We start from the raw sequence: 6,581 nt of genomic DNA on the forward strand, positions 1-6,581 counted from the left end.
CAGCAGATCGCTGCCGTTCTCCAGCACGTCGGCCAGCTGCTGTTCAACCGCGTCCTCGAAAGCGGCTTCGACGACTCGGACGGCGTCGCTTTGCTCAAGCAGACTAAGGCCGCGAATCCCGGGCTGAAGGTGCTCATGGTCAGCAACTTTCCCCAGACGCAACAGCAAGCCGAAGCCGCCGGGGCGGTCGAGGGCTTCGGCAAGAATGACATCAGCAGCGGCAAAGCGAGCGAGCGAATCAAGGCCGCGCTCGAAGCGGCGTGACCGCGACCGAGCCGGCACTGGGCTCCCGCCGCATCGTCGAACTCGACGGCCTGCGCGGCATCGCGGTCCTGCTCGTGCTGGCGCACCATCTCTGGCCGATGCCGCGGCTCGGCATCTGGACGCCGCCGTTGGGACACGTCGGTGTGTCGCTGTTCTTCGTCCTGAGTGGTTTCCTCATTACGGGCCTGCTGCTGGATGCCCGCGGTCGGCTGGCTGAGGGCAGATCGCTTCGCGGCGAGTTCGGCCAGTTCTTCCTCCGGCGGTTTCTACGGATCGTCCCGCCGTACGCGTTGCTGCTGATCGCCTTCTGGGTGATTGACGTTCACGCCAGTCGTGAGCGGTGGCTCTGGCACGCGACGTACCTGAGCAATTGGCATCTCGCCCTCGACGACGGGTTGCGGAATCAGGGCTACGACCGGCATCTGTGGTCGCTGTCCGTCGAGGAGCAGTTCTACCTGTTCTGGCCTGCGTTGATGCTGCTGTTGCCAAGGCGGCTGCTGACGCCGGCCGTGTTGCTGGTGTTCGCGTTGTCGCCGGCTTGGCGTGCGTGGTTCTGGCTGGGCGGCTGGCATCCTGCGATGAGCGAACTCCCGACGCCGGCCAACATGGACCTGCTGGCGGCGGGCGCGCTGCTCGCCCTGTGGAGAGGTCGAGGCGCGTTCAACTGGCTCATCACGGTCGGCCTGGTCACGCTGCCAATCACGGTCGTTGCGCATGGCCCGCTTGAGAACTTCCTGCTCGACTGGCGGATCGCGTTCGACCGTTCGTTGCTCGCACTCAGCCTCGCCGGGATCGTTGGCCTGGCGGCGAGTCGATCGGTCGGTCTCCTTCGGTTTCCGCCGCTCATCGGCGTCGGCATCATCAGTTACGCGGCGTACCTCGTGCACACCGTTTCGGGTCCGTCCGCCCGCTGGCTGCTCGGCGACTTCGACAATCCGTGGCTCGTCGGCTTTGTCTCGACGTCGCTGACGCTGCTCGTCGCCACCGGATCCTGGTTCGCGCTCGAACGCCCGCTGCTGCGTCTGCGGACGCGGATTCGATGACCCCTCCGCCATCCCGCGCGAGCGAAGCGAGTCGAGGGACCTCGCCGCCGCAGTTGTCCAGAAACGGGCGAGGTCCCTCGGCTGCGCTCGGGATGACGGAGTTGCCTGACTAGCGTTTTCCGTGAGCCTCCGCGTCCGCGAGCTTCGCCATGCGTTCGTCGATCCGGACGGGAAGCCGGCGCCGGTGCTGGACGTCCCCGAGCTTGACGTTGATGAGGCCGAGCAGGTCGCACTCGTCGGCGGATCGGGCACGGGCAAGACGACGCTGCTCCATTGTCTGGCCGGCATCGTCCAGCCGGACGCGGGCGAGGTCACCGTTGCAGGCGTCGACATTGCCAGCCTACCAGAGGCCCAGCGCGACGCCTTCCGCGGCCGGTACGTCGGCTACGTCTTCCAGACGCACCACCTGCTGCCTGGCCTGACCGCACGGGAGAACGTGCTGCTCGGCATGACGTTCGCCGGCGAAAAGCCCGACCGGCAGCGGGCCAACGACTTGCTGCTTGACGTCGGCCTGGGGGATCGACTCGACTACCTGCCCGGCAAGCTGAGCGTGGGCCAACAGCAACGCGTCGCCGTCGCCAGGGCGTTGGCGAATCGGCCCAAGCTCCTGCTGGCGGACGAGCCGACGGGCGCGCTCGACGCTTCGACGGCACAGGCGGTCATCACGCTCATCAAAAGACTCGCCACGGAGGCGGGCGCGACGCTGATCGTCGTCACGCACGATGCCGCCGTCGCCGGGGCGTTGCCTCGCACGCTGGACCTGGCCGACATCAACAGAGCTGCCGTCACCGCGGAGGTGCCGGCGTGAGTCTGCTTTCGCTCATCCTCAAGAACATGCGGCAGCGTCGGCTGTCGACGTGGCTCACCACGCTCAGCGTCGCACTCGGCACCATGATGGGCGTCGCGCTGCTCATCCTCGGCCGGGAAACACCCAAACTCTTCGGCCAGGCGGACTTCGGCTATTCGCTCGTCGTCGGCGGGAAGGGCGATCCGCTGCAGCTCGTGCTGAACAACGCCTACCTCCTCGGCAGCCCGCCGGGCGTCGTCGACATCGGCCTGTACCACGACCTCGCCGGTCGCGACCCAGAGCTCTCACGGCACGTCGAGTGGGCGGTGCCGATCATCTGGGGCGACACGCACGAGGGCCGACGGATCATCGGCACGGACACCTCGTTTTTCACCGATTTGACGCCCCGACGTGACCGAGCGATCGAGCTGGCAGAAGGGCGGGCGTTCGAAGACGACACGTGGCAAGCCGTCGTCGGCAGCGAGGCGGCGCGGACCCTCGGCATCGACCTCGGCTACCGGTTCCGGGCGTTCCACGGCAACGAAGACACAGGCCACTTCCACGAAGACGAGTGGGACGTCGTCGGCATCCTCGCCCCGACCGGCACCGCGTTCGACCGAGCGGTCTACGTGCCGCTCGCGACGCAGTACGCCCTCGGCGAGCACGGCCAGGCGATCCTCGACCAGCAGAACGTCCGCCGGAGTGCCGACGAACTCGGCCAGATGTACGACGATCGTCAGGCCGAGCTCGCAAGAGTCGTCGAGGCCGGCGGAACGCGCGGCGAGGGTCACGTCCTGACGCCTGAGGGGAAAGTGCTGCCGCTCGTGCCGGAAGAGCTGTGGCGGATCAGCGGCATCCTGGTCGGCACGCGAGGCGGCTTCGCGACGAGCAAGCTCGACTTCGCCATCAACAACGGCGACGCCGCCACGGCAGCGCGTCCCGGCGACCAGATGGGCGAATTCTTCGAGACGTTTCTCCAACCACCTGCGAGGATTCTTCTGATGGTCACGGCCGGCGTGATGCTCGTCGCGGCCGTGTCGATCCTCGTTGGCATCTACAACAGCGTGCAGGCCAGACGTCGCGAGGTGGCAATTCTGCGGAGTCTGGGTGCGACGCGCGACAAAGTGCTCCTGCTCGTTGCCGGCGAGGCGACGCTCATCGGCATCATCGGGGCTGTCGTCGGCATGGTCGGCGGGCACGCGATGGCGGCGATCGCGGGCGAGCTGCTCCGAAGCCGCATCGGTGGCGGCATCGCGTGGTGGACCGTCGGGCCGGATGAACTGGCGTACGTGGGCGGCGTTGTGATTCTCGCGATGCTCGCCGGCATCGTCCCGGCGAGTCTGGCCTACCGGACCAGCGTGGCCGAGCATCTGGCGTCGTAGGCCTGAACAGCCGACGCGTGTTCGGGCGTAACATTCGGCATGAGCAACGCGTCGCTTACGTCAAAGGTCGCGGCCCCCGCGGCGGGAGGAGTGAGTGCCCGGGCCGTCATCTTCGCGATCGTGCTGCTGCTGCCGGTCGCCCTCCTCGCGTGGGTCTTCTACGACGTCAGCACCACCGGCGGCATCAAGAAGCTGCCCGACGGCACCACCTTCGTCGAGCTCCAGGCCATGAGCACCTTCAGCTTCGACCAGGAAGACGGCACGATCGAAGACGTTCCGGAAAAGTACCGCCTGCTCGACGGCGAGCGCGTTGTGCTGGAAGGCGAGATGTACAGCGACGCCGTGCCCGGCGGCGACATCGAGTCGTTCGACCTGGTCTACAGCATCGCCGACTGCTGCCTCGTCGCAGAGCCGCAGGTGCAGCACTTCGTCCGCTCCCAAACCGTCAACGGCCCGGTCCGCCTGCGGCAGGGCGAAGTCCGCGTCATCGGCACCCTTCGCGTGGACGTCGAACGCGACGACACGGGCGTCACCGGCGTCTATCACCTCGCCGTCGAAGGCGTCGAGGCGATCTGATCGTCAAGACTTCGACTTACCGTTGGTGCCGTTGACCTCGGGCGACGGGGCCGGCTCGTCGTCGCCGTCGTCCAGCACGTCGGCCAGCTTGCCTTGGATGCGGTCGACCAGCTTTTTGGCTTCGGGCGGGAGGCTTCGCAGGAAGCCGTCGGCCGAGTTGCCGACTGTGGCGGCGGACATGAAGCGGCTGGACATCTTGGCCATCGTTTCCGGGTCGCCGAAGATCTGCATGTTCGCCTTCGAAAGCATGTGCCCGAGCGACTCCGCTGCGGCGACTCGGACATCCTTGTCGGCGGCGATGCGGAGCTTGTCGATCTCGAAGTTGAGCGCGGCCTCCTCGAACTCGCTGCGGTTGGCCAGCTCTTGACGCTCGACCTCGACGCGCTCGCGCTCGACCTCGACGCGGTCGCGCTCGATGAGCACCTCGACGCTCCGCTTGGCCTTGTCGCCCTCGGCACGCTTCTTCTCGGCATCGGCGTCCGCTTCGGCGAGACGCAGCTTCGCTGCCGCCTGAGCCTCGGCCGACTGCTTCTCTGCGTCGGCTTTCTTGATGACGCGGAAAGCGTCGACCTCGGCATCCGTCTGCTCGCGGATGCGATTCTCGTCGATGACCTGCTGGGCGGCGATCAGCTTCTGCGCGGCGTCGCGCTCGGCCTGGCTCTTGACCTCGACCGTCAACACCTGCTGACGCGCGGCCTCCTTCTCGGCCTCGGCTTCGAGGGCTCGGGCCTGCGCGGCGGCACGCTCTTCCTCTTGTGCGGCGATGGCGGCCTCGCGGCGACGCTCGGCCACCTCGATCGCCTGCTGCTTGGCGACCTCGCTCGTTTCTTCTTCCTGCAGCTTCTCGATCAGGACGACGCGCTTGCCGACTTCCGCCCGCTCGACCGCCAGCTTCCGCTGAACCTCCGCCTCCTCGATCGCCCGCTGACGCTCGATGTCGCGCCGACTGACGGCCTCTTCCTGCTCGATGCGGAACGCCTCCTGTTCGCGCTTCCGCTCCGCCTGAACGTTGGCGACCCGCGTCCGCTGCTCGGCCTCGAACTCGGCCTGGTCGCGTTGCATGTCGAGGACCTGCTTGCGCGTCGCGACGTCCTTGAGCGTGATCTCCTGCTCGCTCTGTCGCTCGATTTCGTTCCGCTGAACCTTGGCCCGCTGGGTGATCTCGGCGATCTTGCGAAGGCCCTGGGCGTCGAAGACGTTGCGCTCTTGCAGCTGGCTCGGGTCAGTCTGGTCGAGCGCGGAAATGGTGACCGACTCCAGCGTCAGGCCGTTGCTCGCAAGGTCGGTGGTGACGATCGCCTGGACCTTGCCGGCAAACTCATCGCGCTTGCTGTGCAACTCGACCAGTTCCTGCGTCGCGGCCACGGTGCGAAGGGCGGAGACGAGCTTCTCCTGCACGAGTTCGCTGACGCTGCCGGGCGTGATGGAGCGATCGCCCAGCGAGCGCGAGGCGTTCAGGATGTCGTCGCCGTTGGCCTGGACCTTGATGTAGAACTCGGCCGACAAGTCGACGCGGAGGTTGTCCTTCGTGATGAGCGCGTGCGGCCCGCGTCGCTCGACGTTGAGCCGCATCGTCTCGAGGCTGACCGGGATGACCTGGTGGACCACCGGCAGGACGATGGTGCCGCCATCCTTGACGACGCGGGCTCCGCCCATGCCGGTCCGCACGAAGGCCTCGTTCGCCGACGCCTTGTGATAGAGCTTGGTGATGACGGCCGCAACGCCGGAGACAATGAGGACGAGAAGCCCGATGCCGCTAAGGATCAGCTTGGTGAAGTCACCGAGCTCCGGCACGAACCACGGCCCGATCGCGAGACACGCGCCGACAAGAAGCATCACGAAGAAAACCATGGGCAGTTGTGAGGAGGAAGTGAACAGGCGAGGGCAGGAGGGTCAGAGGTCGAGCTGTTTGACGCGGAAGACGCCGGCCTGGTAGCCGGTCAGGACGACGTCGGTCCCGGGAGCGATGGTGCCGTCGTGGGTGCGAGCGGGCAACTGATACAAATCGCCACCGGCGTCGCGGACGCTGATCGTCCCTGTTTTGGGCGAGACGGTAAAGACGACCTTGCCACGTCGGCCGACGTAGCTGCTGCGACGCTCGGCACTCGACTCGCTAAGCGGCATGTACCGCGCGATGAGCTGACTCGTCGTCGCCGTCACCACCAGTGCGAGAAGCACCGCCAGCGGCAGCGATACTGCCACGGCCGCCGCGCCCAGCGCGTCGCGGAGCAGTTGGTTGGTTGCGAAGCCGACGACGCCGAAGCTGAGCAGCAGGACCATCAGCACGATCGACAGCGGCACCTTTCCCACGCCGACCCACGTCAGCGAGTTCAAGATGCCCGCCGGCGTGTCGCCGATGTCGGTGTCCACATCGATGTCCGGCTTCACGACGGCCGCGTCGACATCGACATCCGCATCAAAATCGACATCCACGTCCAGATCGACATCCACGTCGAGATCGAGATCCACGTCCACATCGACGTCCAGGTCCGCATCGACATCAACGTCTGCGTCGACATCCGCATCTCC

Annotated in this window: 7 protein-coding genes; 5 read left to right on the forward strand and 2 right to left on the reverse strand. The window is 66.7% G+C overall.

Features of this window, described 5'->3' with window-relative positions; genetic code table 11:
* The 5 genes from AAGI46_14580 to AAGI46_14600 form a co-directional block, all read left to right on the forward strand.
* On the forward strand, positions 1 to 264 hold a 264-nt coding region (locus AAGI46_14580), incomplete at its 5' end, for a hypothetical protein (protein MEM1013434.1).
* Positions 261 to 1,307, forward strand: a complete 1,047-nt coding sequence (locus AAGI46_14585) for an acyltransferase (protein MEM1013435.1) — start codon at positions 261 to 263, stop codon at positions 1,305 to 1,307. The genes AAGI46_14580 and AAGI46_14585, both read left to right, overlap by 4 nt.
* Before the next feature lie 121 nt (positions 1,308 to 1,428).
* The gene (locus AAGI46_14590) at positions 1,429 to 2,115 is read left to right on the forward strand and encodes an ABC transporter ATP-binding protein (GenBank protein ID MEM1013436.1); all 687 of its coding nucleotides are present in this window, start codon (positions 1,429 to 1,431) and stop codon (positions 2,113 to 2,115) included.
* Positions 2,112 to 3,476: an ABC transporter permease gene (locus AAGI46_14595; protein MEM1013437.1), complete on the forward strand. Its 1,365-nt coding sequence runs from the start codon at positions 2,112 to 2,114 to the stop codon at positions 3,474 to 3,476. The genes AAGI46_14590 and AAGI46_14595 overlap by 4 nt, the downstream gene beginning before the upstream one ends.
* A 39-nt stretch (positions 3,477 to 3,515) precedes the next feature.
* Positions 3,516 to 4,052: a hypothetical protein gene (locus tag AAGI46_14600; protein ID MEM1013438.1), complete on the forward strand. Its 537-nt coding sequence runs from the start codon at positions 3,516 to 3,518 to the stop codon at positions 4,050 to 4,052.
* Between the two features lie 3 nt (positions 4,053 to 4,055).
* Here AAGI46_14600 and AAGI46_14605 read toward each other — a convergent pair whose 3' ends face one another.
* Positions 4,056 to 5,888, reverse strand: coding sequence for an SPFH domain-containing protein (locus AAGI46_14605; GenBank protein ID MEM1013439.1), 1,833 nt, complete (start codon positions 5,886 to 5,888; stop codon positions 4,056 to 4,058).
* 57 nt (positions 5,889 to 5,945) lie between these two features.
* Positions 5,946 to 6,581 (reverse strand): hypothetical protein (locus AAGI46_14610; protein MEM1013440.1); only part of this gene is annotated, 636 nt, incomplete at its 5' end.

The organism is Planctomycetota bacterium, from assembly GCA_038746835.1.
Taxonomy (GTDB): domain Bacteria; phylum Planctomycetota; class Phycisphaerae; order Tepidisphaerales; family Tepidisphaeraceae; genus JBCDKH01.

Coding starts and splice junctions, on each gene's coding strand:
- AAGI46_14605 (MEM1013439.1), bottom strand. CDS start 5,888: ATGCTTCTTGTCGGCGCGTGTCTCGCGATCGGGCCGTGGTTCGTGCCG.
- AAGI46_14600 (MEM1013438.1), top strand. CDS start 3,516: ATGAGCAACGCGTCGCTTACGTCAAAGGTCGCGGCCCCCGCGGCGGGA.